The organism is Pseudomonas fluorescens (genome assembly GCF_019212185.1).
Classification (GTDB): Bacteria; Pseudomonadota; Gammaproteobacteria; order Pseudomonadales; family Pseudomonadaceae; genus Aquipseudomonas.
In genome coordinates, this window is sequence record NZ_CP078138.1 from 5,835,629 (window position 1) to 5,862,500 (window position 26,872).

At 55.1% G+C, this 26,872-nt stretch carries 28 protein-coding genes, 4 tRNA genes and 2 rRNA genes (1 of these 34 only partly in view); all 34 read right to left on the reverse strand.

Annotated elements, in window-relative coordinates; translation table 11 throughout:
- Positions 1 to 7 precede the first annotated feature (7 nt).
- The gene (rplN, locus tag KW062_RS26330; protein ID WP_008089810.1) at positions 8 to 376 is read right to left on the reverse strand and encodes a 50S ribosomal protein L14; all 369 of its coding nucleotides are present in this window, start codon (positions 374 to 376) and stop codon (positions 8 to 10) included.
- Positions 377 to 399: 23 nt separating this feature from the next.
- Positions 400 to 666: a 30S ribosomal protein S17 gene (gene rpsQ, locus KW062_RS26335; RefSeq protein WP_003176419.1), complete on the reverse strand. Its 267-nt coding sequence runs from the start codon at positions 664 to 666 to the stop codon at positions 400 to 402.
- A 2-nt stretch (positions 667 to 668) separates the two neighbouring features.
- A complete protein-coding gene (gene rpmC, locus KW062_RS26340; protein ID WP_002555481.1) occupies positions 669 to 860 on the reverse strand; it encodes a 50S ribosomal protein L29 in 192 nt (63 codons plus the stop codon).
- A complete protein-coding gene (gene rplP, locus KW062_RS26345) occupies positions 860 to 1,273 on the reverse strand; it encodes a 50S ribosomal protein L16 (RefSeq protein WP_003228729.1) in 414 nt (137 codons plus the stop codon). The genes rpmC and rplP overlap by 1 nt, the downstream gene beginning before the upstream one ends.
- A 12-nt stretch (positions 1,274 to 1,285) precedes the next feature.
- Positions 1,286 to 1,972 (reverse strand): 30S ribosomal protein S3, encoded by a 687-nt coding sequence (rpsC, locus tag KW062_RS26350; RefSeq protein ID WP_007970424.1) that lies wholly within the window; start codon positions 1,970 to 1,972, stop codon positions 1,286 to 1,288.
- Between the two features lie 13 nt (positions 1,973 to 1,985).
- Positions 1,986 to 2,318, reverse strand: coding sequence for a 50S ribosomal protein L22 (rplV, locus tag KW062_RS26355; RefSeq protein WP_003103908.1), 333 nt, complete (start codon positions 2,316 to 2,318; stop codon positions 1,986 to 1,988).
- A gap of 11 nt (positions 2,319 to 2,329) precedes the next feature.
- The gene (gene rpsS / locus KW062_RS26360) at positions 2,330 to 2,605 is read right to left on the reverse strand and encodes a 30S ribosomal protein S19 (protein WP_002555486.1); all 276 of its coding nucleotides are present in this window, start codon (positions 2,603 to 2,605) and stop codon (positions 2,330 to 2,332) included.
- A gap of 16 nt (positions 2,606 to 2,621) precedes the next feature.
- A complete protein-coding gene (gene rplB / locus KW062_RS26365; RefSeq protein WP_027617688.1) occupies positions 2,622 to 3,446 on the reverse strand; it encodes a 50S ribosomal protein L2 in 825 nt (274 codons plus the stop codon).
- Positions 3,447 to 3,460: 14 nt separating this feature from the next.
- A complete protein-coding gene (rplW, locus tag KW062_RS26370; RefSeq protein ID WP_002555488.1) occupies positions 3,461 to 3,760 on the reverse strand; it encodes a 50S ribosomal protein L23 in 300 nt (99 codons plus the stop codon).
- Positions 3,757 to 4,359 carry a 50S ribosomal protein L4 gene (gene rplD / locus KW062_RS26375; RefSeq protein WP_003228735.1) on the reverse strand — a complete coding sequence of 201 codons (603 nt, stop codon included), beginning with the start codon at positions 4,357 to 4,359 and terminating at the stop codon, positions 3,757 to 3,759. The genes rplW and rplD overlap by 4 nt, the downstream gene beginning before the upstream one ends.
- A gap of 12 nt (positions 4,360 to 4,371) precedes the next feature.
- Complete coding sequence (gene rplC, locus KW062_RS26380; protein WP_003228738.1) at positions 4,372 to 5,007, reverse strand: 50S ribosomal protein L3; 636 nt, start codon at positions 5,005 to 5,007, stop codon at positions 4,372 to 4,374.
- 80 nt (positions 5,008 to 5,087) lie between these two features.
- The gene (gene rpsJ, locus KW062_RS26385) at positions 5,088 to 5,399 is read right to left on the reverse strand and encodes a 30S ribosomal protein S10 (protein WP_003186070.1); all 312 of its coding nucleotides are present in this window, start codon (positions 5,397 to 5,399) and stop codon (positions 5,088 to 5,090) included.
- Positions 5,400 to 5,540: 141 nt separating this feature from the next.
- Complete coding sequence (tuf, locus tag KW062_RS26390) at positions 5,541 to 6,734, reverse strand: elongation factor Tu (protein WP_027617687.1); 1,194 nt, start codon at positions 6,732 to 6,734, stop codon at positions 5,541 to 5,543.
- 30 nt (positions 6,735 to 6,764) lie between these two features.
- On the reverse strand, positions 6,765 to 8,870 hold the full coding sequence (gene fusA / locus KW062_RS26395) for an elongation factor G (protein ID WP_027617686.1): 2,106 nt from the start codon (positions 8,868 to 8,870) through the stop codon (positions 6,765 to 6,767).
- Between the two features lie 30 nt (positions 8,871 to 8,900).
- Complete coding sequence (gene rpsG / locus KW062_RS26400) at positions 8,901 to 9,374, reverse strand: 30S ribosomal protein S7 (protein ID WP_027617685.1); 474 nt, start codon at positions 9,372 to 9,374, stop codon at positions 8,901 to 8,903.
- A 108-nt stretch (positions 9,375 to 9,482) separates the two neighbouring features.
- Positions 9,483 to 9,854 (reverse strand): 30S ribosomal protein S12, encoded by a 372-nt coding sequence (gene rpsL, locus KW062_RS26405; RefSeq protein ID WP_003186084.1) that lies wholly within the window; start codon positions 9,852 to 9,854, stop codon positions 9,483 to 9,485.
- Positions 9,855 to 10,071: 217 nt separating this feature from the next.
- Positions 10,072 to 14,271, reverse strand: coding sequence for a DNA-directed RNA polymerase subunit beta' (gene rpoC / locus KW062_RS26410; RefSeq protein WP_027617684.1), 4,200 nt, complete (start codon positions 14,269 to 14,271; stop codon positions 10,072 to 10,074).
- Positions 14,272 to 14,335: 64 nt separating this feature from the next.
- Entirely contained in the window at positions 14,336 to 18,409 is a 4,074-nt protein-coding gene (gene rpoB, locus KW062_RS26415) for a DNA-directed RNA polymerase subunit beta (RefSeq protein ID WP_027617683.1), read from the reverse strand.
- Positions 18,410 to 18,629: 220 nt separating this feature from the next.
- Positions 18,630 to 18,995 carry a 50S ribosomal protein L7/L12 gene (gene rplL / locus KW062_RS26420; RefSeq protein WP_027617682.1) on the reverse strand — a complete coding sequence of 122 codons (366 nt, stop codon included), beginning with the start codon at positions 18,993 to 18,995 and terminating at the stop codon, positions 18,630 to 18,632.
- 78 nt (positions 18,996 to 19,073) lie between these two features.
- Entirely contained in the window at positions 19,074 to 19,574 is a 501-nt protein-coding gene (gene rplJ, locus KW062_RS26425) for a 50S ribosomal protein L10 (protein ID WP_027617681.1), read from the reverse strand.
- Between the two features lie 198 nt (positions 19,575 to 19,772).
- Positions 19,773 to 20,468 (reverse strand): 50S ribosomal protein L1, encoded by a 696-nt coding sequence (rplA, locus tag KW062_RS26430; RefSeq protein WP_027617680.1) that lies wholly within the window; start codon positions 20,466 to 20,468, stop codon positions 19,773 to 19,775.
- Entirely contained in the window at positions 20,468 to 20,899 is a 432-nt protein-coding gene (gene rplK, locus KW062_RS26435) for a 50S ribosomal protein L11 (protein ID WP_003176435.1), read from the reverse strand. Before rplK ends, rplA begins: the two co-directional genes overlap by 1 nt.
- 117 nt (positions 20,900 to 21,016) lie before the next feature.
- Positions 21,017 to 21,550, reverse strand: coding sequence for a transcription termination/antitermination protein NusG (gene nusG / locus KW062_RS26440; RefSeq protein ID WP_003186097.1), 534 nt, complete (start codon positions 21,548 to 21,550; stop codon positions 21,017 to 21,019).
- A 9-nt stretch (positions 21,551 to 21,559) separates the two neighbouring features.
- Complete coding sequence (gene secE, locus KW062_RS26445) at positions 21,560 to 21,928, reverse strand: preprotein translocase subunit SecE (RefSeq protein WP_027617679.1); 369 nt, start codon at positions 21,926 to 21,928, stop codon at positions 21,560 to 21,562.
- A 45-nt stretch (positions 21,929 to 21,973) separates the two neighbouring features.
- Positions 21,974 to 22,049, reverse strand: a tRNA-Trp gene (locus KW062_RS26450).
- A 53-nt stretch (positions 22,050 to 22,102) separates the two neighbouring features.
- A complete protein-coding gene (gene tuf, locus KW062_RS26455; RefSeq protein ID WP_027617678.1) occupies positions 22,103 to 23,296 on the reverse strand; it encodes an elongation factor Tu in 1,194 nt (397 codons plus the stop codon).
- A gap of 85 nt (positions 23,297 to 23,381) precedes the next feature.
- Positions 23,382 to 23,457 (reverse strand) — tRNA-Thr (locus KW062_RS26460).
- A 26-nt stretch (positions 23,458 to 23,483) separates the two neighbouring features.
- Positions 23,484 to 23,557 (reverse strand) — tRNA-Gly (locus KW062_RS26465).
- A 25-nt stretch (positions 23,558 to 23,582) separates the two neighbouring features.
- A tRNA-Tyr gene (locus KW062_RS26470) sits at positions 23,583 to 23,667 on the reverse strand.
- 142 nt (positions 23,668 to 23,809) lie between these two features.
- Positions 23,810 to 24,256 carry a hypothetical protein gene (locus tag KW062_RS26475; RefSeq protein ID WP_105754388.1) on the reverse strand — a complete coding sequence of 149 codons (447 nt, stop codon included), beginning with the start codon at positions 24,254 to 24,256 and terminating at the stop codon, positions 23,810 to 23,812.
- 7 nt (positions 24,257 to 24,263) lie between these two features.
- Complete coding sequence (locus tag KW062_RS26480) at positions 24,264 to 25,013, reverse strand: pantothenate kinase (RefSeq protein ID WP_027617676.1); 750 nt, start codon at positions 25,011 to 25,013, stop codon at positions 24,264 to 24,266.
- The gene (birA, locus tag KW062_RS26485; RefSeq protein ID WP_027617675.1) at positions 25,003 to 25,962 is read right to left on the reverse strand and encodes a bifunctional biotin--[acetyl-CoA-carboxylase] ligase/biotin operon repressor BirA; all 960 of its coding nucleotides are present in this window, start codon (positions 25,960 to 25,962) and stop codon (positions 25,003 to 25,005) included. The genes KW062_RS26480 and birA overlap by 11 nt, the downstream gene beginning before the upstream one ends.
- A gap of 135 nt (positions 25,963 to 26,097) precedes the next feature.
- Positions 26,098 to 26,213 (reverse strand): 5S ribosomal RNA (gene rrf, locus KW062_RS26490).
- Positions 26,214 to 26,354: 141 nt separating this feature from the next.
- Positions 26,355 to 26,872: ribosomal RNA gene (locus KW062_RS26495) — 23S ribosomal RNA — on the reverse strand (it continues 2,375 nt past the right edge of the window).

Below are 26,872 nucleotides of genomic sequence, written 5' to 3' on the forward strand. Positions count from 1 at the left end.
GATCTCCTTACAGCACTTCTGGGGCGAGCGAGACGATCTTCATGAACTTCTCGGTACGAAGTTCACGGGTCACTGGCCCAAAGATACGGGTGCCGATCGGCTCTTGCTTGGTGTTCAACAGAACAGCAGCGTTGCCATCAAAGCGGATAATGGAGCCGTCAGCACGGCGAACGCCGTGGCGAGTGCGGACCACAACAGCAGTCATCACTTGGCCTTTTTTCACTTTACCGCGAGGAATTGCTTCCTTGACGGTTACTTTGATGATGTCACCGATACCAGCGTAACGACGATGGGAGCCACCCAGCACCTTGATGCACATAACGCGGCGTGCGCCGCTGTTATCGGCCACATCGAGCATGGATTGAGTCTGAATCATATAATTTCTCCGACCCCTAGTCCTTAGACTTCCACAGCGCGTTCGAGAACATCAACCAGCGCCCAAGACTTGGTCTTGGCCAGCGGACGAGTTTCACGAATAGTGACTTTGTCGCCGATGTGGCACTGATTGGTTTCGTCGTGCGCGTGCAGCTTAGTCGAACGCTTAACGTATTTACCGTAGATCGGGTGCTTAACGCGACGCTCGATCAGAACGGTGATGGTTTTGTCCATCTTGTCGCTGACAACACGGCCAGTCAGCGTACGGACAGTCTTTTCGGCTTCAGCCATGATCACTTACCTGCCTGCTGGTTGAGCACAGTTTTCACGCGAGCGATGTCACGCTTAACTTGCGAGAGCAGATGAGACTGCCCCAACTGGCCAGTTGCTTTCTGCATACGCAGATTGAACTGGTCGCGCAGCAAGCCGAGCAGTTGCTCGTTCAGCTGCTGTGCGGATTTTTCACGAAGTTCATTCGCTTTCATCACATCACCGTCCGTTTAACAAAGGAGGTGGCGAGCGGCAGCTTTGCAGCAGCCAGGGCGAAAGCCTCACGCGCCAGCTCTTCAGAAACACCCTCGATTTCATACAGGACTTTGCCTGGCTGAATCTGGGCAACCCAGTACTCCACGTTACCCTTACCTTTACCCATCCGCACTTCGAGAGGCTTCTTGGAGATCGGCTTGTCCGGGAATACACGGATCCAGATCTTGCCACCACGTTTTACGTGACGGGTCAGAGCACGACGCGCTGACTCGATCTGACGAGCGGTGAGACGACCACGAGCTACAGACTTCAGCGCGAACTCGCCGAAGCTGACTTTGCTACCGCGCAGTGCCAGACCACGGTTGTGGCCGGTCATCTGCTTGCGGAACTTCGTACGCTTAGGTTGCAACATTTGGCGTACCCCTTACTTAGCAGCTTTTTTACGAGGCGCTGGTGCTTGTGGTTTCAGTTCTTCTTGGCGACCACCAATTACTTCGCCTTTGAAGATCCAAACCTTTACACCGATCACACCGTAAGTGGTGTGAGCTTCGTAGTTGGCATAGTCGATGTCGGCACGCAGGGTGTGCAGTGGCACACGACCTTCGCGATACCATTCAGTACGTGCGATTTCAGCACCGCCGAGACGACCGCTCACTTGGATTTTGATGCCCTTGGCACCAATGCGCATGGCGTTCTGTACTGCGCGCTTCATAGCGCGACGGAACATTACGCGACGCTCCAGCTGCTGAGCTACGCTCTGCGCAACCAGCATACCGTCGAGTTCCGGCTTGCGGATCTCTTCGATATTGATGTGCACAGGCACACCCATTTGCTTGGTCAGGTCCTGACGCAGCTTCTCAACATCTTCACCTTTCTTCCCGATAACAATACCTGGACGAGCGGTGTGGATGGTGATGCGTGCAGTTTGGGCCGGACGATGGATATCGATACGGCTTACGGACGCGCTTTTTAGTTTGTCTTGGAGATACTCACGCACATTCAGATCTGCGAGCAAATAGTCCGCATAAGTCCGACCGTCTGCGTACCAGACGGAGGTGTGCTCCTTGACGATTCCCAGGCGAATGCCAATGGGATGTACTTTCTGACCCATCTCTTCGACTCCGTTACTTGTCAGCAACCTTGACAGTGATATGGCAAGACCGCTTGACGATGCGATCAGCACGGCCTTTGGCACGTGGCATGATGCGCTTCAGCGAACGCCCTTCGTTGACGAAAACAGTGCTGACCTTCAGGTCATCAACGTCTGCGCCTTCGTTATGCTCGGCGTTGGCTACGGCCGACTCCAGCACTTTCTTCATGATCTCGGCGGCTTTCTTACTGCTGAAAGCCAACAGGTTGAGCGCTTCGCCCACCTTTTTCCCGCGGATCTGGTCGGCGACCAAGCGGGCTTTTTGGGCGGAGATTCGAGCGCCCGACAACTTAGCGGCTACTTCCATTTCCTAACCCCTTAACGCTTGGCTTTCTTGTCTGCCACGTGCCCGCGATAAGTGCGGGTACCGGCGAACTCGCCCAGTTTGTGGCCGACCATGTCTTCGTTCACGAGAACTGGGACGTGCTGACGACCGTTGTGTACTGCGATGGTCAGACCGACCATTTGTGGCAGGATCATCGAACGACGCGACCAGGTTTTCACCGGTTTGCGATCGTTCTTCTCCGCCGCCACTTCGATCTTCTTCAGTAGGTGAAGATCGATAAAAGGACCTTTTTTCAGAGAACGTGGCACTGTCGTATCCCTCTATTTACTTGCGACGACGGACGATCATTTTGTCGGTACGCTTATTACCACGAGTCTTCGCGCCCTTAGTCGGGAAGCCCCATGGCGATACCGGATGACGACCACCAGAGGTACGACCTTCACCACCACCATGTGGGTGGTCAACCGGGTTCATGGCAACACCACGAACGGTTGGGCGAACGCCACGCCAGCGTTTGGCACCAGCTTTACCCAGCGAACGCAGGCTGTGCTCGGAGTTCGAGACTTCACCCAGGGTCGCGCGGCACTCAGCCAGCACTTTACGCATCTCACCGGAACGCAGACGCAGGGTCACGTAGACACCTTCGCGAGCGATCAACTGAGCCGAAGCACCAGCGGAGCGAGCGATTTGCGCGCCTTTGCCTGGCTTCAATTCGATGCCGTGTACGGTGCTACCAACTGGAATGTTACGCAGTTGCAGGGAGTTGCCTGGCTTGATTGGAGCCAAAGCACCTGCGATCAGCTGGTCGCCAGCGCTCACGCCTTTAGGGGCGATGATGTAGCGACGCTCGCCATCTGCGTACAGCAGCAGAGCAATGTGAGCAGTACGGTTTGGATCGTATTCGATACGCTCGACAGTGGCAGCGATGCCATCTTTGTCGTTACGACGGAAGTCGACCAGACGATAATGCTGCTTATGACCACCACCAATGTGACGAGTGGTAATACGGCCATTGTTGTTACGACCACCAGACTTCGATTTTTTCTCGAGCAGCGGTGCGTGAGGAGCGCCTTTGTGCAGCTCCTGGTTGACCACCTTGACCACAAAACGGCGGCCAGGGGAAGTCGGTTTGCATTTAACGATTGCCATGATGCACCCCTTCCTTACTCAGCACTGCTGCTGAAATCGAGATCTTGGCCTGGCTGAAGGGAGATAACTGCCTTCTTCCAGTCATTACGCTTGCCCAGACCGCGAGCAGTGCGCTTGCTCTTACCCAGAACGTTCAGGGTAGTAACACGCTCTACTTTCACGCTGAACAGGCTTTCGACGGCCTTCTTGATTTCCAGCTTGGTTGCGTCAGTAGCAACCTTGAAAACGAACTGGCCTTTCTTGTCAGCCAGAACCGTAGCCTTCTCGGAAACGTGCGGGCCAAGCAGAACTTTAAATACGCGTTCCTGGTTCATCCCAGCAGCTCCTCGAATTTCTTCACGGCCGACACAGTGATCAACACTTTGTCGTATGCGATCAGACTAACTGGATCGGAACCTTGCACGTCACGTACATCTACGTGTGGCAGGTTACGAGCAGCCAGGTACAGGTTCTGATCAACAGCGTCCGACACGATCAGAACGTCGGTCAGGCTCATGTTGTTCAGTTTGCCCAGCAGATCTTTGGTTTTCGGAGTTTCAACAGCGAAATCCTGAACCACGACCAGACGATCAGTACGCACCAGCTCAGCAAGGATGGAACGCATTGCTGCGCGATACATCTTCTTGTTCAGCTTCTGGGAGTGATCTTGTGGACGAGCTGCGAAAGTGGTGCCGCCGCCGCGCCAGATTGGGCTACGGATAGTACCGGCACGAGCACGGCCAGTACCTTTCTGACGCCATGGGCGCTTACCGCCACCACGAACGTCGGAACGGGTCTTTTGCTGCTTGCTACCTTGACGGCCGCCGGCCATGTAGGCCACGACTGCTTGGTGAACCAGCGTCTCGTTGAATTCGCCGCCAAATGTCAGTTCGGAAACTTCGATCGCTTGAGCGTCATTTACATTTAATTGCATGTCAGCTTCCCCTTAACCGCGAGCCTTGGCTGCTGGACGTACAACCAGGTTGCCGCCAGTAGCGCCAGGAACAGCGCCCTTGACCAACAACAGATTGCGTTCAGCGTCCACGCGCACTACTTCCAGGGACTGCACGGTCACGCGCTCAGCGCCCATATGACCGGACATTTTTTTGCCCTTGAATACACGACCAGGAGTCTGGCACTGGCCGATAGAGCCTGGGACGCGGTGGGATACGGAGTTACCGTGGGTGTTATCTTGCCCGCGGAAGTTCCAACGCTTGATCGTACCCTGGAAGCCTTTACCTTTGGACTGACCGGTTACATCAACAAGTTGACCAGCGGCGAAGATTTCAGCGTTGATCAGATCGCCAGCCTGGTACTCGCCTTCTTCAAGACGGAATTCCATGGTGGTGCGACCAGCGGCAACGTTCGCCTTGGCGAAGTGGCCAGCCTGAGCTGCTGTTACACGCGAAGCGCGACGCTCGCCGACAGTGACTTGCACTGCACGATAGCCATCGGTCTCTTCAGTTTTGAACTGGGTGACGCGATTCGGCTCGATCTCAATGACCGTGACCGGAATGGAGACACCTTCTTCGGTGAAAATACGGGTCATACCGCATTTACGACCGACTACACCAATAGTCATGTTGTAAACCTCATGAGTGTACGGGGCTTTCACCCGCTATGGCCGCCCATTTCAGAGCGTTACACGACTAAGACCGAGTCTTAGCCGAGGCTGATCTGCACTTCCACACCGGCCGCAAGATCAAGCTTCATAAGTGCATCAACGGTTTTATCCGTTGGCTGGACGATGTCCAGAACGCGCTTATGAGTACGGATCTCGTACTGGTCACGCGCGTCTTTGTTGACGTGCGGGGAGACCAGAACGGTGAACCGCTCTTTACGGGTAGGCAGTGGAATTGGACCACGCACTTGAGCACCAGTACGTTTCGCGGTTTCCACGATTTCCTGGGTGGATTGGTCGATCAGGCGATGGTCAAAAGCCTTCAACCTGATACGGATTTGCTGATTTTGCATTGGATTTCAGACTCCGGCTGCTATTCCCAGCGAGCGCAATACGCCCGTTAAAAGGAGGCGCAATTCTATAGAGGGGCCACCATAGTGTCAACCCAATAAAAAAGCCCCCGCTGAGCGGGGGCTTTTTCAAGTCATCACTTATTAAGCGATGATTTTGGCTACGACACCAGCGCCGACGGTACGACCGCCTTCACGGATAGCGAAACGCAGACCATCTTCCATTGCGATGGTTTTGATCAGGGTAACAGTCATCTGAATGTTATCGCCTGGCATTACCATTTCAACGCCTTCCGGCAGTTCGCAGTTACCGGTCACGTCAGTGGTACGGAAGTAGAACTGTGGACGGTAGCCTTTGAAGAACGGAGTGTGACGACCGCCTTCTTCTTTGCTCAACACATACACTTCTGCAGTGAAAGTGGTGTGCGGCTTAACCGAACCTGGCTTAACCAGAACCTGACCACGCTCAACGTCGTCACGCTTGGTACCACGCAGCAGAACGCCGCAGTTCTCGCCAGCACGACCTTCGTCCAGCAGCTTGCGGAACATCTCAACACCGGTGCAGGTGGTGGTGGTGGTGTCACGCAGACCAACGATTTCCAGAGCGTCTTGAACGCGAACGATACCGCGCTCGATACGACCAGTCACAACAGTACCGCGACCGGAGATCGAGAACACGTCTTCGATTGGCATCAGGAACGGCTTGTCGGTCAGACGAACTGGTTCTGGGATGTAGGTATCCAGAGTTTCAACCAGCTTACGAACGGCAGTGGTGCCCATTTCGTTGTCGTCTTTGCCTTCCAGAGCCATACGAGCCGAACCAATGATGATCGGAGTGTCGTCGCCTGGGAAGTCGTAGGTGCTCAGCAGGTCGCGAACTTCCATCTCAACCAGTTCCAGCAGCTCTGCGTCGTCTACCAGGTCAGCCTTGTTCAGGAAAACCACGATGTACGGAACGCCTACCTGACGGGACAGCAGGATGTGTTCACGGGTTTGTGGCATCGGACCATCAGCGGCCGAGCAAACCAGGATCGCGCCGTCCATCTGGGCAGCACCGGTGATCATGTTCTTCACGTAGTCAGCGTGACCTGGGCAGTCAACGTGAGCGTAGTGACGAATAGTCGAGTTGTACTCAACGTGCGCGGTGTTGATGGTGATACCACGAGCTTTTTCTTCTGGAGCGCTGTCGATCTTGTCGAACTCAACGATTGCAGAACCGAAAACTTCGGAGCAAACGCGAGTCAGAGCAGCGGTCAGAGTGGTTTTACCGTGGTCAACGTGACCAATGGTGCCAACGTTGACGTGAGGTAGGGAACGATCAAATTTTTCTTTAGCCACGACAATTAACTCCTTGCCTAAAGGACTGAATCAGCCTTGTTTTTTGGTAACGGTTTCGACGATGTGCGACGGAGCCGTATTGTATTTTTTGAATTCCATAGAGTAGCTTGCGCGACCTTGGGACATGGAGCGAACGTCGGTTGCGTAACCGAACATCTCACCCAGCGGAACTTCGGCACGAATTACTTTGCCGGAGACCGTGTCTTCCATACCCAGGATCATGCCGCGACGACGGTTAAGGTCGCCCATCACGTCACCCATATAGTCTTCAGGCGTAACAACCTCTACCGCCATGATCGGCTCAAGCAGCTCACCACCGCCCTTCTGGGCCAGCTGTTTGGTCGCCATGGAAGCAGCCACCTTAAACGCCATCTCGTTGGAGTCGACGTCGTGGTAAGAACCATCGAACACGGTTGCCTTCAGGCCGATCAGCGGATAGCCGGCAACAACGCCGTTCTTCATCTGCTCTTCGATACCCTTCTGGATAGCCGGGATGTATTCCTTAGGAACAACACCACCTACTACTTCGTTCACGAATTGCAGACCTTCCTGACCTTCGTCAGCAGGAGCAAAACGGATCCAGCAATGACCGAACTGGCCACGACCACCGGATTGACGAACGAACTTGCCTTCGATTTCGCAGTTCTTCGTGATGCGCTCACGATAGGAAACCTGAGGCTTGCCGATGTTGGCTTCAACGTTGAACTCACGGCGCATCCGGTCAACCAGGATGTCCAGGTGCAACTCACCCATACCCGAGATGATCGTTTGACCAGTCTCTTCGTCGGTTTTTACGCGGAAAGACGGGTCTTCCTGAGCAAGTTTGCCCAGTGCGATGCCCATTTTTTCCTGGTCATCCTTGGTCTTTGGCTCAACGGCAACCGAAATAACCGGCTCCGGGAAGTCCATGCGAACCAGGATGATTGGCTTGTCAGCGTTGCACAAGGTTTCACCAGTGGTGACGTCCTTCATGCCGATCAGGGCCGCGATGTCGCCAGCGCGTACTTCCTTGATCTCTTCACGGGCGTTTGCGTGCATTTGCACCATACGACCCACGCGCTCTTTCTTGCCTTTAACCGAGTTGATCACGCCGTCGCCGGATGCCAACACGCCCGAGTAAACGCGGACGAAAGTCAAAGTACCCACGAATGGGTCGGTAGCGATCTTGAACGCCAGAGCCGAGAACGGCTCGTTGTCGTCTGCGTGACGCTCCATCTGAACTTCTTCGTCATCCGGATCGGAACCCTTGATGGCTGGAATGTCAGTTGGTGCAGGCAGGTAGTCGATAACGGCGTCGAGAACCAGGGGAACGCCCTTGTTCTTGAACGAAGAACCGCAAACAGCCAGGACGATTTCGCCAGCGATAGTACGCTGACGCAGAGCGGCCTTGATTTCCTCGATGGTGAGCTCTTCGCCCTCGAGGTACTTGTTCATCAGCTCTTCGCTGGCTTCGGCCGCAGCCTCAACCATGTTGCTGCGCCACTCTTCAGCCAACTCCTGCAGTTCAGCAGGGATAGCTTCGCGACGTGGAGTCATACCCTTGTCAGCATCGTTCCAGTAAACCGCTTCCATGGTCATCAGATCGATCTGACCCTGGAAGTTGTCTTCGGAACCGATAGCCAACTGGATAGGCACTGGAGTGTGACCCAAGCGCTGCTTGATCTGAGCAATTACGCGCAGGAAGTTTGCACCGGCACGGTCCATCTTGTTCACGTAAACGATACGTGGAACACCGTACTTGTTGGCTTGACGCCATACGGTTTCGGACTGCGGCTCAACACCGGAAGTACCACAGAACACAACGACCGCGCCGTCGAGTACACGCAGGGAACGCTCAACTTCAATAGTGAAGTCTACGTGGCCCGGGGTATCGATGACGTTGAAGCGGTATTGGTCCTTGTGCTGCTTCGCAGAACCCTGCCAGAAGGCGGTAATGGCAGCAGAAGTAATGGTAATACCACGCTCCTGCTCCTGAACCATCCAGTCCGTGGTCGCGGCGCCGTCATGCACCTCGCCCATCTTGTGGCTTTTGCCTGTGTAAAAAAGGACGCGCTCGGTGGTGGTGGTTTTACCAGCATCCACGTGAGCGACGATACCAATGTTACGGTAGCGGCTAATCGGAGTAGTACGAGCCATAAAGCCCTCGCAAAGTGAGTGAAGCTGAAATTAGAAGCGGTAGTGCGAGAAAGCTTTGTTGGCTTCGGCCATACGGTGCACGTCTTCACGCTTCTTAACTGCTGCACCTTTACCTTCAGCAGCATCCAGCAGCTCGCCAGCCAAACGCAGAGCCATGGACTTCTCGCCGCGCTTGCGGGCGAAGTCTACCAACCAGCGCATTGCCAGAGCGTTACGACGGGACGGACGAACTTCAACCGGAACCTGGTAAGTAGCACCACCAACGCGGCGCGACTTCACTTCGACCAGCGGAGCGATGGCGTCGAGTGCTTTTTCGAAGAGTTCCAGGGGATCGGTGCCGTTCTTACGAGCCGCAACGGTTTCCAGGGCACCATAAACGATACGCTCGGCAACGGCTTTCTTGCCGCTTTCCATAACGTGGTTCATGAATTTGGCGAGGATTTGGCTTCCGTATTTCGGATCGTCCAGAATCTCACGCTTTGCTGCTACGCGACGTCTTGGCATTGATAAGCCCTCAAACGGTCTTCAGGTTAGCCCGGGACAGATCCTGTGGATGCGTGCCCGACCTTACTCTTATCGACTCAATAAAATGAAAATCTGCAAAACGGCCGATTACTTCGGACGCTTGGTACCGTACTTCGAACGACCCTGGTTACGGCCTTTAACGCCGGAAGTATCCAAGGAGCCGCGAACGGTGTGGTAACGAACACCTGGCAAGTCTTTTACACGACCGCCGCGGATCAGTACCACGCTGTGCTCTTGCAGGTTGTGGCCTTCACCACCGATGTACGAGGAAACCTCGAAACCGTTGGTCAGACGCACACGGCATACTTTACGCAGTGCCGAGTTAGGTTTTTTCGGCGTAGTGGTGTACACACGGGTGCACACGCCACGACGTTGCGGGCAGTTCTGCAGCGCAGGTACGTCGGATTTCTCGACGATACGCTTACGCGGCTGACGTACCAGCTGGTTGATAGTTGCCATCTACTAGCTCCACTGTTGTCTTGCGACGCTATTGTCTTACAAGAAAAGCAAAATGGCAGGAACGAATTCCCGCCAAATTTAGGGGATCAAGAGTCTAAAGAGGATCTTGGTCCCAGTCAAGGCAAGGCCCCGACCTCCCCCTTCATCAAACCGGGACAATAATGTCTCGGTCCGACGAACGGGGCAGCCAGGGCCCGGCACTTATTTATCGCAGAACTCAGTTACCACTCGAGTTCAGCGCTTCGGTCAGCGCAGCTTCCACTTCACTGGCGCTTACGCGCAACGGCTTGTCTGCATCACGGCGACGCTTACGCTCGCTGTGATACGCCAGACCGGTACCTGCCGGGATCAAACGACCCACGACCACGTTTTCTTTCAGGCCGCGCAGGTAATCGCGCTTGCCGGTTACCGCCGCTTCGGTCAGTACGCGAGTGGTTTCCTGGAAGGAAGCCGCCGAGATGAACGATTCGGTGGACAACGACGCCTTGGTGATACCCAGCAGAACGCGAGTGAACTTGGAGACAAACTTGTCTTCGCCGCTCAGACGCTCGTTCTCTACCAGTACGTGAGTCAACTCCATCTGGTCGCCCTTGATGAAGCTGGAATCGCCGGATTCAGCGATTTCAACTTTACGCAGCATCTGACGCAGGATGGTCTCGATGTGCTTATCGTTGATCTTCACGCCTTGCAGACGGTAAACGTCCTGGATCTCGTTGACGATGTACTTGGCCAGCGCACTTACACCCAGCAGACGCAGGATGTCGTGTGGGTCGCTAGGACCGTCGGAGATAACTTCGCCGCGGTTTACCTGTTCGCCTTCGAACACGTTCAGGTGACGCCACTTCGGAATCAGCTCTTCGTACGGATCGCTACCGTCGTTCGGTGTAATAACCAGACGGCGCTTGCCCTTGGTCTCTTTACCGAACGCGATGGTGCCGCTGACTTCAGCCAGAATCGACGCTTCTTTCGGACGACGAGCTTCGAACAAGTCGGCAACACGCGGCAGACCACCGGTGATGTCGCGAGTTTTCGAGGTTTCTTGCGGGATACGAGCGATAACATCACCGATCGCGATCCGCGCACCGTCCGCAACACCGACCAGGGCGTTGGCTGGCAGGAAGTACTGAGCGATTACGTCAGTGCCTGGCAGCAACAGATCCTTGCCGTTGTCATCGACCATCTTCACAGCAGGACGGATGTCTTTGCCGGCAGCTGGACGATCTTTCGGATCGAGTACTTCAATGTTGGTCATACCGGTCAATTCGTCAGTCTGACGCTTGATCGTGATGCCTTCTTCCATGCCCACGTAGGTCACGGTACCTTTCATTTCGGTAACGATTGGGTGAGTGTGCGGATCCCACTTGGCCACGATTGCGCCAGCGTCGACCTTGTCACCTTCTTTAACCGAAATCACAGCACCGTACGGCAGCTTGTAACGCTCGCGCTCACGACCGAAGTCATCCGCGATTGCCAGCTCACCGGAACGGGACACAGCCACCAGGTGACCATCCACACGCTCAACGTGCTTCAGGTTATGCAGACGGACGGTACCGCCATTCTTGACCTGAACGCTGTCGGCCGCAGAGGTCCGGCTTGCCGCACCACCGATGTGGAACGTACGCATCGTCAGCTGGGTACCCGGCTCACCGATGGACTGGGCAGCGATAACGCCAACCGATTCACCAATGTTCACCTGGTGACCACGGGCCAGATCACGGCCGTAGCACTTGGCGCAAATACCGTAGCGGGTTTCGCAACTGATCGGCGAACGCACGATCACTTCGTCGATGCTGTTCAGCTCGATGAACTCGACCCACTTCTCGTCGACCAGAGTGCCCGCAGGAACGATGACGTCCTCGGTGCCAGGCTTGAATACGTCACGAGCAATAACACGGCCCAATACGCGCTCACCCAACGGCTCTACAACGTCACCGCCTTCAATGTGCGGAGTCATCAGCAGGCCGTGCTCGGTGCCGCAATCGATCTCGGTTACAACCAGATCTTGCGCCACGTCTACCAGACGACGAGTCAGGTAGCCGGAGTTCGCAGTTTTCAACGCGGTATCCGCCAGACCTTTACGAGCACCGTGAGTGGAGATGAAGTACTGGAGTACGCTCAAACCTTCACGGAAGTTCGCAGTAATCGGCGTCTCAATGATGGAGCCGTCCGGCTTGGCCATCAGACCACGCATACCGGCCAGCTGACGAATCTGTGCTGCGGAACCCCGCGCACCCGAGTCAGCCATCATGTACATCGAGTTGAACGATTCTTGCTCGACTTCGTTGCCATGACGGTCGATGACCTTCTCTTTCGAGAGGTTAGCCATCATCGCCTTGGATACTTCGTCGTTCGCCTTGGACCAAAGGTCGATCACTTTGTTGTACTTCTCGCCCTGGGTTACCAGGCCGGAGGCGTACTGACTTTCGATCTCTTTCACTTCATCGGTAGCGGCACCGATGATGCGGGCTTTTTCATCCGGGATAACGAAGTCGTTAACGCCGATGGATACGCCGGAAATGGTCGAATAGGCAAAACCGGTGTACATCAACTGGTCAGCGAAGATCACGGTCTCTTTCAGACCAACCACGCGGTAGCACTGGTTGATCAGCTTGGAGATCGCCTTTTTCTTCATCGGCAGGTTGACGACGTCATACGACAGACCTTTTGGCACAACCTGGAACAACAGCGCACGGCCGACAGTGGTGTCGACGATACGAGTGTTGGTCACGCTGCCGCCATCACGGTCGTTGACGGTTTCGTTGATCCGTACTTTGACCTTGGCGTGCAGTGCAGCTTCGCCGGCACGGAACACACGGTCGACTTCCTGCAGATCCGCGAACACACGACCTTCGCCCTTGGCGTTGATCGCTTCACGGGTCATGTAGTACAGACCCAATACAACGTCCTGCGACGGAACGATGATTGGCTCACCGTTGGCTGGCGACAGAATGTTGTTGGTCGACATCATCAACGCGCGCGCTTCCAGCTGGGCTTCCAGCGTCAGCGGTACGTGCACGGCCATTTGGTCGCCGTCGAAGTCGGCGTTGTACGCGGCGCAGACCAGCGGGTGCAGCTGGATAGCCTTACCTTCGATCAGAACCGGTTCAAACGCCTGGATACCCAGACGGTGAAGGGTCGGTGCACGGTTGAGGAGCACTGGGTGTTCGCGAATCACTTCGGCGAGAACGTCCCAAACCTCTGGCAGTTCACGCTCGACCATCTTCTTCGCTGCTTTGATGGTGGTAGCGAGACCACGCATTTCCAGCTTGCCGAAAATGAACGGCTTGAACAGCTCGAGCGCCATCTTCTTCGGCAGACCGCACTGGTGCAGACGAAGGGTCGGACCCACGGTAATTACCGAACGACCGGAGTAGTCAACACGCTTACCGAGCAAGTTTTGACGGAAACGACCCTGCTTACCCTTGATCATGTCAGCCAGGGATTTCAGAGGACGCTTGTTCGAACCGGTGATAGCGCGGCCACGACGACCGTTGTCGAGCAGTGCGTCGACAGCTTCCTGCAACATACGCTTTTCGTTGCGCACGATGATGTCCGGAGCGGACAGATCCAGCAGGCGCTTCAAACGGTTGTTACGGTTGATCACTCGACGATACAGATCGTTGAGGTCGGAAGTCGCGAAACGACCGCCATCCAGTGGGACCAGCGGACGCAGATCTGGCGGCAGAACCGGCAGAACGGTCAACACCATCCACTCTGGCAGGTTGCCGGAACCCTGGAAGGCTTCCATCAACTTCAGACGCTTGGACAGCTTCTTGATCTTGGTTTCCGAGTTGGTTTGCGGAATTTCTTCGCGCAGACGGCCAATCTCGTGTTCCAGGTCGATAGCGTGCAGCAGTTCACGGACAGCTTCGGCACCCATGCGGGCATCGAAATCGTCACCGAACTCTTCCAGCGCTTCGAAGTACTGCTCGTCGTTGAGCAACTGACCTTTTTCAAGGGTGGTCATGCCTGGATCGATAACGACATAGCTCTCGAAGTAGAGAACGCGCTCGATATCACGCAGGGTCATGTCCATCAGCAAGCCGATACGGGACGGCAGCGATTTCAGGAACCAGATGTGGGCAACCGGCGAAGCCAGTTCGATGTGCGCCATGCGCTCACGACGAACTTTTGCCAGTGCAACTTCAACGCCGCACTTCTCGCAGATCACACCACGATGCTTCAAGCGCTTGTACTTACCGCACAGGCACTCGTAATCCTTTACCGGGCCAAAGATCTTGGCGCAGAACAGGCCGTCACGCTCAGGCTTGAACGTACGGTAGTTGATGGTTTCCGGCTTTTTAACTTCACCGAACGACCACGAACGGATCATCTCAGGCGATGCCAATCCAATACGGATGGCGTCGAACTCTTCGACTTGACCCTGGTTTTTCAGCAAATTCAGTAGGTCTTTCAAGGCCTTTCCTCCTGGCGGAGCAGAGAGCGGGCAATCCTGCCCCGCTCTCGATTCACGTCACGTGTTATTCGGTTTCCAGATCGATATCGATGCCGAGGGAACGAATTTCCTTGATCAACACGTTGAAGGACTCGGGCATGCCCGGCTCCATACGGTGATCGCCATCCACGATGTTCTTGTACATCTTGGTACGGCCGTTCACATCGTCCGACTTCACTGTGAGCATTTCTTGCAGAGTGTAAGCGGCACCGTATGCTTCCAGTGCCCAGACCTCCATCTCCCCGAAACGCTGACCACCGAACTGCGCCTTACCACCCAGCGGCTGCTGGGTAACCAGGCTGTACGAACCGGTAGAACGCGCGTGCATCTTGTCGTCTACCAAGTGGTTCAGCTTCAGCATGTACATGTAGCCAACGGTAACCGGACGTTCGAACTTGTTGCCGGTACGGCCGTCGGTCAGCTGCATCTGGCCGCTTTCTGGCAGATCCGCCAGTTTCAGCATGGCCTTGATTTCGCTTTCCTTGGCGCCGTCGAACACTGGAGTGGCCATAGGCACACCACCACGCAGGTTCTTCGCCAGATCCAGGATTTCCTGGTCGGAGAAGTCGTCAAGGCTCTCTTGACGCCCGCCGATCTCGTTGTAGATCTCGTGCAGGAACTTACGCAGCTCAGCGACTTTGCGCTGCTCTTCGACCATCCGGTTGATCTTCTCGCCCAGCCCCTTGGCCGCAAGGCCCAGGTGAGTTTCGAGAATCTGACCAACGTTCATACGCGAAGGTACGCCCAGTGGGTTGAGGACCACGTCGACCGGGGTGCCATTGGCATCGTGCGGCATGTCTTCAACCGGCATGATCACGGAGACCACACCCTTGTTACCGTGACGACCGGCCATCTTGTCGCCCGGCTGGATGCGACGACGGATTGCCAGGTAGACCTTAACGATTTTCAGCACGCCTGGAGCCAGGTCATCGCCCTGCTGCAGTTTGCGCTTCTTGTCTTCGAACTTGTCATCCAGCAGACGGCGACGATCAACGATGTAGGCCTGGGCCTTCTCGAGCTGCTCGTTCAGAGCATCTTCAGCCATGCGCAGCTTGAACCACTGGCCGTGCTCGAGACCGTCGAGTACTTCGTCGGTGATGTCCTGGCCTTTCTTCAGACCGGCGCCGCCTTCGGCTTTGTGGCCGACCAGAGCGGAACGCAGACGTTCGAAAGTAGCACCTTCAACGATGCGGAACTCTTCGTTCAGGTCCTTGCGGATCTCGTCCAGCTGGGACTTCTCGATCGACAACGCACGAGCGTCACGCTCAACGCCGTCGCGGGTGAAGACCTGTACGTCGATGACAGTACCTTTGGTGCCGGTAGGCACGCGCAGGGAGGTGTCTTTAACGTCGCTGGCTTTTTCACCGAAGATCGCACGCAGCAGTTTTTCTTCCGGAGTCAGTTGGGTCTCGCCTTTCGGAGTGACCTTACCGACCAGGATGTCGCCTGCGCCAACTTCAGCACCTACGTAAACGATACCGGCTTCGTCCAGCTTATTCAGTGCAGCTTCACCCACGTTCGGGATGTCCGCAGTGATTTCCTCTGGGCCAAGCTTGGTGTCACGGGCCACACAGGTCAGTTCCTGAATGTGGATCGTGGTGAAACGGTCTTCCTGAACAACGCGTTCCGACAGGCAGATGGAGTCTTCGAAGTTGAAGCCGTTCCATGCCATGAAGGCGATACGCATGTTCTGACCCAGCGCCAGTTCACCCATGTCGGTGGACGGACCGTCGGCCATGATGTCGCTACGCTGAACCCGATCACCCTTGCTCACCAGCGGACGCTGGTTGATGCAGGTGTTCTGGTTGGAGCGGGTGTACTTGGTCAGGTTGTAGATGTCGACACCGGCTTCACCGGTTTCAACTTCGTCATCGGCAACACGAACCACGATACGGCTGGCGTCGACGGAGTCGATCACGCCGCCACGACGAGCCACGACGCAAACGCCGGAGTCACGGGCTACGTTCCGCTCCATGCCGGTACCTACCAGCGGCTTGTCAGCGCGCAGGGTTGGTACAGCTTGACGCTGCATGTTCGAACCCATCAACGCACGGTTGGCGTCGTCGTGCTCGAGGAACGGAATCAGCGATGCAGCGACCGAAACTACCTGCTTCGGCGATACGTCCATCAAGGTGACGTCTTCCGGCGCCTTGACGGTGAATTCGTTCAAGTGACGAACAGCTACCAGCTCGTCGATCAGGACTTTCTGCTCACTCATCGTGGCCGAAGCCTGGGCGATCACGTGATCGGCCTCTTCGATAGCGGACAAGAACACGATCTCGTCGGTAACCAGTGCGTCTTTCACCACGCGGTACGGGCTCTCGAGGAAACCGTACTGGTTGGTGCGCGCATAGGCCGCCAGGGAGTTGATCAGACCGATGTTCGGACCTTCCGGCGTTTCGATCGGGCAAACACGACCGTAGTGCGTCGGGTGTACGTCACGAACTTCAAAGCCGGCACGCTCACGGGTCAAACCACCTGGGCCGAGTGCGGATACACGACGCTTGTGAGTAATCTCGGACAGCGGGTTGTTCTGGTCCATGAACTGGGACAGCTGGCTGGAACCGAAGAACTCTTTCACCGCCGCCGCTACTGGCTTGGCGTTGATCAGGTCTTGCGGCATCAGGCCTTCGCTTTCAGCCATCGACAGACGCTCTTTGACCGCACGCTCAACACGTACCAGGCCAACGCGGAACTGGTTCTCGGCCATTTCGCCTACGCAGCGAACACGACGGTTACCCAGGTGGTCGATGTCATCGACAATGCCTTTGCCGTTACGGATGTCGACCAGGGTCTTCAGTACCGCGACGATGTCTTCCTTGCACAGCACGCCCGAACCTTCGATCTCGGTACGACCGATACGACGGTTGAACTTCATCCGGCCGACCGCAGACAGGTCGTAACGCTCAGGACTGAAGAACAAGTTGTTGAACAGGGTTTCGGCAGCGTCTTTGGTTGGCGGCTCGCCTGGACGCATCATGCGATAGATTTCGACCAGCGCTTCCAATTGGTTGCTGGTGGAGTCGATCTTAAGAGTGTCGGAGACGAACGGACCGCAGTCGATATCGTTGGTGTACAGAGTTTCGATACGAACGACCTGAGCCTTGGCGATTTTCGCCAGGATCTCGGTGTTCAGCTCGGTATTGCACTCTGCCAGGATTTCGCCGGTTGCCGGATGCACGATGACCTTGGCGGTAGTACGGCCCAGGACGTAGTCCAGAGGTACTTCCAGCTCTTTGATACCGGCTTTTTCCAGCTGGTTGATGTGACGAGCGGTGATACGACGACCCTGCTCGACAATAACCTTGCCTTTGTCATCCTGAATATCCAGGACCGCGATTTCACCACGCAGGCGCTGAGGCACCAACTCCAGGCTCAGGCTCTCGCCTTTCACGTGGAATACGTTGGTGGTGTAGAAAGCGTCCAGCACTTCTTCAGTGCTATAGCCCAGCGCGCGAAGCAATACCGATGCTGGCAGCTTGCGACGACGGTCGATACGCACGAATACGCAGTCTTTCGGGTCGAACTCGAAGTCCAGCCACGAACCGCGGTAAGGAATGATACGCGCCGAGTACAGCAGTTTGCCGGAGCTGTGCGTCTTGCCACGGTCGTGGTCGAAGAACACGCCCGGAGAACGGTGCAGCTGGGAAACGATTACACGCTCGGTACCGTTGATTACGAAGGTACCGTTCTCAGTCATCAGGGGGATTTCACCCATGTAGACTTCTTGCTCTTTGATGTCCTTGATCGCTTTGTTCGACGATTCTTTGTCGAAAATGATCAGGCGCACTTTTACCCGCAAAGGTACGGCGTAAGTTACACCGCGCAACACGCATTCTTTGACATCAAATGCCGGTTCGCCCAGGCGATAACCAACGTACTCCAACGCAGCATTGCCGGAGTAGCTGATGATCGGGAAAACGGATTTGAAGGCCGCATGCAGGCCCACGTCGCGGAACTGATCTTTAGTCGCTCCCGCTTGCAAGAATTCACGATACGAATCCAGCTGGATGGCCAGGAGGTAAGGCACATCCATGACGTCCGGCAACTTGCTAAAGTCCTTGCGGATACGTTTTTTCTCAGTATATGAGTAAGCCATCAGCGTTCCCCAGCTTGGTCACCTGCTTGTTTGGCCCCTCCCGACGGGAGCAGCCAGAAAATCGTGCAAACCCCATGGTTTGCGCCACCGCATCGGGTGGATACCGCTCGTTATCGACACCAACCCAGTCGGTCGCCAATAACGGAAAAAGGCCGGTGGCAAGAGCCACCAGCCATCAGCCTTTCGCTTAACGCTCGGGCTGGAGACGCAAAGTCGAAGCTTACTTCAGCTCGACTTTAGCGCCTGCTTCTTCCAGAGCTGCTTTGGCTTTGTCAGCTGCGTCTTTGGCAACAGCTTCCAGAACCATGGCAGGAGCGCCGTCAACTACAGCCTTGGCTTCTTTCAGGCCCAGACCGGTCAGTTCACGTACTGCCTTGATCACGTTTACTTTCTTCTCGCCAGCTTCGGTCAGCATAACGTTGAATTCGGTTTGCTCTTCAACAACAGCGGCAGCAGCAGCTGGACCAGCCGATGCAGCAGCAGCGGAAACGCCGAATTTTTCTTCGAAAGCTTTGATCAGCTCAACAACTTGCAGAACCGACATTTCAGCTACTGCGTTGAGGATATCGTCTTGGGAGATAGACATTGCTGTATTTCCTGAATTGGGGGACGGCCTACGCGGCCATCGAAATAAACAAAAATACGCGAGAGAAAATGCTCAGCCTTAGGCTGCGGCAGCTTCTTTTTGCTCGCGAACTGCAGCCAGAGTACGAGCCAGCTTGCTGGTAGCGCCTTGAATCACGCTCATCAGCTGCGAAATGGCTTCGTCGCGGGTCGGCAGTGTTGCCAGTACGTCGATTTGGTTAGCTGCGAGGAACTTGCCCTCGAACGCAGCTGCCTTGATCTCGAACTTGTCCTGACTCTTGGCGAACTCTTTGAACAAACGGGCAGCAGCGCCTGGATGTTCTTTGGAGAACGCGATCAGAGTCGGGCCGGTGAACACGTCGTTGAGGACACTGTATTCAGTGTCAGCAACAGCGCGCTTGAGCAGGGTGTTACGTACAACACGTACGTATACGCCAGCTTCACGAGCCTCTTTACGGAGTCCGGTCATTGCGCCTACTGTTACGCCACGGGCATCAGCCACGACAGCGGACAGAGCGACTTTGGCAGCCTCGTTGACTTCAGCGACGATGGCCTTCTTGTCTTCGAGATTAATTGCCACGGGTTTAACTCCTGCTTGTTACCGTTTCATCGGGTCGAAACCAGATGTCGTTTTGGTGTCTGATTCGGTAAGGAACCGGGAGCACCATCTGCGTAGGCTTGAGGTTTAAGACTTGCGCCGCCTACGGTCTTGGATAGCCCCCGCCAGGCAGGGACCCCAATTTTTCAATCGGCACGATCGCTCGTGCCAATGCGTTACTTATACGTCCAGCGAGCCTTGGTCGATGACCAGACCTGGGCCCATAGTGGTGCTCAGGGTAACGCGCTTGACGTAGATACCTTTCGAGGAAGCTGGCTTGATACGCTTCAGGTCAGCGATCAGGGCTTCAACGTTTTCCTTCAGCTTGACTGCGTCGAAACCGACCTTGCCAACGGAAGTGTGGATGATGCCGTTTTTGTCGGTGCGATAACGAACCTGACCAGCCTTGGCGTTTTTAACCGCGTTAGCTACGTCTGGGGTTACGGTACCGACTTTCGGGTTAGGCATCAGACCACGTGGACCGAGGATCTGACCCAACTGACCTACAACGCGCATTGCATCCGGGGATGCGATGACCACGTCATAGTTCAGGTCGCCGCCTTTCATTTCGGCAGCCAGGTCGTCCATACCAACGCGATCAGCGCCAGCAGCCAGGGCAGCTTCAGCTGCAGGGCCCTGGGTGAAAACAGCAACGCGAACGGTCTTGCCAGTGCCGTGTGGCAGCACGGTAGCGCTGCGAACAACCTGGTCAGATTTACGCGGGTCAACGCCCAGGTTTACAGCGATGTCCATGGACTCGCTGAACTTGACAGTCGACAGCTCGGTCAGGAGAGCAGCTGCATCAACGAAGCTGTAGGCTTTGCCCGCTTCGATTTTGCCGGCGATAGCCTTTTGGCGCTTGGTCAGCTTAGCCATTACACACCCTCCACGTTAAGGCCCATGCTACGAGCAGAACCGGCGATAGTACGCACGGCTGCATCCATATCAGCTGCAGTCAGATCCGCGTTTTTGGTTTTCGCGATCTCTTCCAGCTGTGCACGAGTTACGGTGCCAACCTTAACGGTGTTCGGACGAGCGGAACCGCTAGTCAGACCAGCAGCCTTCTTCAGCAGAACCGAAGCAGGGGTCGACTTGGTTTCGAACGTGAAGCTACGGTCGCTATAGACAGTGATGATCACTGGAGTCGGCAGACCTGGCTCAAGACCCTGAGTACGGGCGTTGAAAGCCTTGCAGAATTCCATGATGTTCACGCCGTGCTGACCCAGAGCCGGACCAACAGGTGGGCTTGGGTTAGCCTGAGCGGCCTTCACTTGCAGCTTGATGTAAGCGGTAATCTTCTTGGCCATGAGGCACTCCAATTACGGGTTCAAACGCCTCGAGAGGCTCCCCGGTTACTTGCGCGTTTATCCCAGTGACGACAAAACCCCACAGCCTAAGGCTGCGGGGTTGGGATGCTTGTTCTGCTAGACCTTTTCGACCTGGCTGAACTCCAACTCTACCGGAGTAGAGCGACCGAAAATGAGCACCGCGACCTGAATCCGGCTCTTTTCGTAGTTAACTTCTTCGACCGTGCCGTTGAAATCGGCGAACGGACCGTCGGTAACGCGAACGACTTCACCTGGCTCGAATAAGGTCTTCGGCTTCGGCTTGTCGCTACCGTCAGCGACACGGCGCAGAATCGCTTCTGCTTCTTTGTCAGTGATTGGTGCAGGCTTGTCGGCAGTACCACCGATGAAGCCCATCACCCGAGGCGTGTCCTTGACCAAGTGCCAAGTACCCTCGTTCATATCCATCTGGACCAGCACATAACCAGGGAAGAATTTACGCTCGCTTTTGCGCTTCTGGCCGTTACGCATTTCGACCACTTCTTCAGTGGGAACCAGAATTTCGCCGAAGCCATCTTCCATGCCAGCCAGCTTTACGCGCTCGACCAACGAGCGCATGACATGCTTCTCGTAACCCGAGTAAGCATGCACAACGTACCAACGCTTAGCCACGGGACACCCTTAGCCAACAATCAAGGAAACAAGCCAACCGAGCAGGGAATCGAGCCCCCACAACAGCAACGCCATAACCAGAACAACAGCCACCACAATCAGGGTGGTCTGCGTGGTTTCTTGGCGAGTTGGCCACACGACTTTACGAATCTCGGTGCGAGCTTCCTTAACCAGTACAAAGAAAGACTTGCCCTTCGCAGTCTGCAGGCCTACAAAGGCAGCTACAGCAGCAATGACAAGCAAAGCAAGTACACGGTACAGGATCGGCGAAGCAGAGTAATACTGGTTGCCAACGACGCCTACAATCACCAAAGCAGCTACTGCAAGCCACTTGAGCAGATCGAAACGAGAGCCTTGAGCTTCAGCCTTAGGAGTCATCTATGAAGATCCTGTGAAAAGAAAGCCAGACACACTGAGTGAATCTGGCAGGTCAGGAGGGAATCGAACCCCCAACCTACGGTTTTGGAGACCGTCGCTCTGCCAATTGAGCTACTGACCTAAAACAAAATCAGGCCGACCATTATGCCGGCCTGAAAAAGACATTACAACAACTTACTCGATTACTTTGGCTACGACGCCAGCGCCGACGGTACGACCGCCTTCACGGATAGCGAAACGCAGACCATCTTCCATTGCGATGGTTTTGATCAGGGTAACAGTCATCTGAATGTTATCACCCGGCATCACCATCTCAACGCCTTCCGGCAGCTCGCAGTTACCGGTCACGTCAGTGGTCCGGAAGTAGAACTGTGGACGGTAGCCCTTGAAGAACGGCGTATGACGACCACCCTCCTCTTTGCTCAGAACGTAAACCTCTGCAACAAATTTCGTGTGAGGCTTCACGGTACCCGGCTTGACCAGGACCTGACCACGCTCAACGTCATCACGCTTGGTACCACGCAGCAAAACACCGCAGTTCTCACCAGCACGACCCTCATCGAGCAGCTTGCGGAACATTTCTACACCCGTACAAGTAGTCTTGACCGTGTCACGCAGACCAACAATCTCAACTTCCTCCTGGATGCGAACAATACCGCGCTCAACACGACCAGTTACAACCGTACCACGACCAGAAATCGAGAATACGTCTTCAATCGGCATCAGGAACGGCTTATCAATAGCTCGCTCAGGCTGCGGAATATAAGTGTCCAGCGTCTCGACCAACTTCTTGACGGCAGTTGTGCCCATCTCGTTGTCGTCTTGACCATTCAACGCCATCAGCGCCGAACCGATAATAATCGGAGTGTCGTCACCCGGGAAATCGTAAGTGCTGAGCAAATCACGCACTTCCATTTCAACCAGCTCAAGCAACTCAGCATCATCAACCATGTCAGCCTTATTCAGGAAGACAACGATATAAGGAACGCCGACCTGACGAGACAACAGGATGTGCTCACGGGTTTGCGGCATCGGACCATCAGCGGCCGAGCAAACCAGAATCGCGCCATCCATCTGCGCAGCACCGGTAATCATATTCTTTACGTAGTCGGCGTGACCCGGGCAGTCAACGTGCGCATAGTGACGCTCGGCCGAATCATACTCAACGTGAGCAGTATTAATGGTAATGCCACGAGCCTTTTCTTCTGGCGCACTATCGATCTTATCGAAGTCAACCTTGGCAGAACCGAAAACCTCGGAGCAGACACGAGTCAGAGCAGCAGTCAAGGTAGTCTTACCATGGTCCACGTGACCAATAGTACCGACGTTGACGTGCGGCTTGTTACGTTCGAACTTTTCCTTAGCCATCGAATTCACCCCTACTGAGAAGAATTAAACAAGTGACATCAGCCATTAAAACAAAGGCAGATATTTTCATATCTGCCTTGTTATATGGAGCTCTTGAGCGGATTTGAACCGCTGACCTCACCCTTACCAAGGGTGTGCTCTACCAACTGAGCTACAAGAGCGTAACACTTTGCACAACCTGCAAACTTGGAGCGGGTAGCGGGAATCGAACCCGCATCATCAGCTTGGAAGGCTGAGGTTCTACCACTAAACTATACCCGCGTAAGCTTGCAGCTCACGCTAAAAATGGTGGAGGGGGAAGGATTCGAACCTTCGAAGTCGTAGACGTCAGATTTACAGTCTGATCCCTTTGGCCGCTCGGGAACCCCTCCTAAGCGAGCCAGCATTTTACATCATGCTAGCCTTCTGTCAAGCACTTTTCTCATTAAAATCCTGAGCTTAGCTGCGTTGACCTCGCTTCACATCGTTTCCGTTTCCGGTGTTCGCTGTGGAGCGGGCGCCATTCTATGCAACCTATTGAACACTTGCAACCCCCCCGCACCGCATTATTTTATGTTTTAACTCATTGAATTCGCTAGCAAGGTTCATCAGCACGGAATCATTGGCCAAACGCCTGCTTTCTGGGGAAACCTGCATCCAGAAACCCGCCGAATCGGCCAGTGACGTCGAAAGTTGCTGCACCTTGATACCCAGTGCCGCCAATCGCACCTCGACCGCTCTCGCCGTTTCCTGGCGAGCAAAACCTCCCAGATAAAGACAGGATTCCTCCGCCGCTAAAGATTTGCCTCCGCTGCGAGTGACTGCAGCATCCGGTGCTTCACTCAGCAGGCGGATGTCCTGCTGCGAGCCCTTGTACAAACTCAATGGAGTGACGTCCTTGGCGCGCAAAGGTGCCTCCTGCTGATGCCAGACGTAATAAAAGACGTTGAGAACCAACAACAGCAGAAACAACCAGCGCATAAACACCTCAGGACAATGGACAGGCCATGGCCAGACCGACGAACACCAGATCCGGAACCACCCGCGCTTCAGGCACAACCCCTGATACCAGATCCGCATCACCACCCGTGAGAAATACCGAGAAGCTTTGCCCCCAGTACTCCCTCGCGAGCTCCAACTGAGTCAGGACGAAGCCCCTGAGCATCAATGAGCAGCCACGCTCCACCGCCTCTACCGTGTTGCGGCCGGGCGCCAGGCTCTCGAGCGCTCTCGAAGCCGCAAGATCGTCATAGCGAATGCGCCGGGTATGGGTACGAAGTTGATGACGCATCAAAGGCATACCAGGACAAATAAAGCCTCCCAGATGCTTACCGTCTTCAGCAATAAAGTCCGCCGTCACCGCGGTGCCGAAATCGAGTACCAGGCAAGCCCCGGCAGCCAGGCGATGAGCACCGAGCATCGCCAGCCACCTATCGAGCCCAAGGCGCTGATAATCTTCATAGCCATTCTGCACTCCGGACATTTCCCGCGCAGGTGCAGCACACATTGCCAAGACACCAAACGCACCCCGCAATGCATCAACCAGCGCCGCTGTCTCATCCCCCGTCCTGACACTGACCAACCGGCAGTACTGCAGATTCAATCCCGCACAGGCGCGCAAGCTCTGCAGCAACGCCAGATCAGAGTCCACCACCCCTTCGGCAAACAGCTGCAAGGCATCCCCTTGCAGGACTCGCCATTTAATAAAGCTGTTCCCACAATCGAGCTCAAGAATCATCACGCAGCCTCAGACTTAGCTCGCCACCACTGAATACTTTTTCCACGCCATCGACTTTCAATCGCAACGCACCCTGAGCATCGATACCCACCACAACACCATCAATACGATTGACTCCAGCTATCAGCGACACCGAGCGCCCTTGCCAAAGATGGCCGCGCTCCCATTGCGCCTGAAGCGCTGAAAAGCCTTCCGACTGGTGACGCACCAGGTACTCTCTAAGCACGCCACTCAAATGCGCGATCAATCGATTGCGATCAAACGCCCTTCCCGCTTCGAGAAGCATTGAGGTCCACTGTTGATCCACTTCGTTTGCTTCTCGCATGTTGACGTTGATGCCCACACCCAAGACCACGTGGCACACGTCAGCGGGGTCTCCTACTAATTCAAGCAATATTCCCGCGATCTTTTTCTCACCGACCAATACATCATTCGGCCACTTCAAGCCGGCAGTCACGATCCCGAGCTCCCTGAGCGTCTGCATCACAGCAAGGCCGACAACCAGGCTCAGCCCTTCCAATTGACGCATACCACCATCAACACGCAAGACCAGGCTGTAATAGATATTCTCTGCAAATGGGCTGACCCATTTGCGGCCTCGGCGACCGCGGCCTGCAGTTTGACGCTCGGCGAGCATTAAGAAGGGAGCCGACGCACCACGCTCAACGGCCCGCAGGGCTTCAGCGTTGGTTGAGTCAAGAGCGTCAAAGACCTGGACCGGCCAATGATCAAAGGACGAATACTCGTCGATCTGAGCAGAATCGAGCAGCGTCAGAGGAGCCTGAAGCTGGTAGCCACGACCTCGTACCTTATGAATAGTGAGACCCAGTTCCGCCTCGAGGTGCTGGAGCTGCTTCCAGACAGCACTGCGACTGATCCCCAGAGCAGCGCCAAGCGCCTCACCTGAGTGAAATCGACCGTCTTTCAAAAGTTTTAACAACGTCAGCATGCAACTATCGCCTCACAATGAGGCCGCATGATAGCCATGCCCTGCGCCGTTGCATAGAAATCGTGAACCACAACTTTCCCGCACGCAAAAACAAAACCCCTACCTGCATTCGCAGATAGGGGTTTCGGAATTTAATCTTGACGATGACCTACTCTCACATGGGGAAACCCCACACTACCATCGGCGATGCATCGTTTCACTGCTGAGTTCGGGATGGGATCAGGTGGTTCCAATGCTCTATGGTCGTCAAGAAATTCGGGTACCGAACCGTCTTTCGACGTTTCAGCAAATCGGGTATGTGATCAATTTGTGTACTGCAAACTTTCGGTGTCTTCGTCTTCATACACCGCAATCTGATGCTCTTTCGAGTAGTCAAATTGCTTGGGTGTTATATGGTCAAGCCTCACGGGCAATTAGTATTGGTTAGCTCAACGCCTCACAGCGCTTACACACCCAACCTATCAACGTCGTAGTCTTCGACGGCCCTTCAGGGAACTCAAGGTTCCAGTGAGATCTCATCTTGAGGCTAGTTTCCCGCTTAGATGCTTTCAGCGGTTATCTATTCCGAACATAGCTACCCGGCAATGCCACTGGCGTGACAACCGGAACACCAGAGGTTCGTCCACTCCGGTCCTCTCGTACTAGGAGCAGCCCCTCTCAAATCTCAAACGTCCACGGCAGATAGGGACCGAACTGTCTCACGACGTTCTAAACCCAGCTCGCGTACCACTTTAAATGGCGAACAGCCATACCCTTGGGACCGGCTTCAGCCCCAGGATGTGATGAGCCGACATCGAGGTGCCAAACACCGCCGTCGATATGAACTCTTGGGCGGTATCAGCCTGTTATCCCCGGAGTACCTTTTATCCGTTGAGCGATGGCCCTTCCATACAGAACCACCGGATCACTA